Genomic DNA, 675 nt, shown 5'->3' with positions numbered 1-675 from the left:
TAAAAATACCCCTGCACAGTGGTGAACGGCGCGAATTCCTTCGGGATCTGCCGCCACTGGCAACCGGTCGAAAGCATGTAGAAGATGGCCTCCACAATCCTTCGCAGCACCACCGTCCGGGGCCGGCCTCGATGCGGCGGCAAGGGCATGAATGGTTCGATCAAGGCCCATTCGGCGTCGGTGAGGTCGCTTGCGTAGCGCAATCCGGCCCGGCAATATCGTTGCCGGGCGATTTCAGTCCAAGCCATTGCGAATCCGTCTGTTGTTGCAAACCGACAGAATCACAACCTACTGAAATCGCTCAACTATCTTTTGCGGTCAGGCTCTTAGCTGACCCCCTTCTGCCAAGCCCAGTCATCTACCTTGACCACCGCGCCACCCGGGAGAAGCGCACGCAACCCATCGATCAGCTCCGGCGGCATCTGACTCAGATTGGCGATGATGCGTTTATGGACCTTGCGTCCCTCGCGGAAACTCTCCCGCAACAGCAGTGCCGGCGCCGATCTGCCATTCGGAACCACGTCGATGAAAATGAAGGCTGCGGTGGTGCCGGTAGGTTGGACAGGTTCCTGTGGAGAATAAGCTAAAGCTGGTTTCCCGGTTTGTGGTGAACATGATCCCCGGAAACAAATTCAGAATCAATCCTTCGGTTGCTGTGGCGCTGTGAAGCTTGTG

Annotated in this window: 2 protein-coding genes; both read right to left on the bottom strand. The window is 57.0% G+C overall.

All coding sequences use genetic code 11. The annotated features are described in order from the left end of the window. Positions 1-248: transposase (locus AruPA_RS09785; RefSeq protein WP_265636494.1), on the bottom strand; the 248-nt coding region annotated here is incomplete at its 3' end. Between the two features lie 199 nt (positions 249-447). Beyond that, a partial coding sequence (locus tag AruPA_RS09780) for a hypothetical protein (protein WP_265636493.1) occupies positions 448-675 on the bottom strand: 228 nt, incomplete at its 5' end.

The organism is Acidiphilium sp. PA (assembly GCF_026191915.1).
Lineage (GTDB): Bacteria > Pseudomonadota > Alphaproteobacteria > Acetobacterales > Acetobacteraceae > Acidiphilium.
Note: the sequence above shows the minus strand (reverse complement) of the source record. Positions and strands in the feature narration are given on the sequence as shown.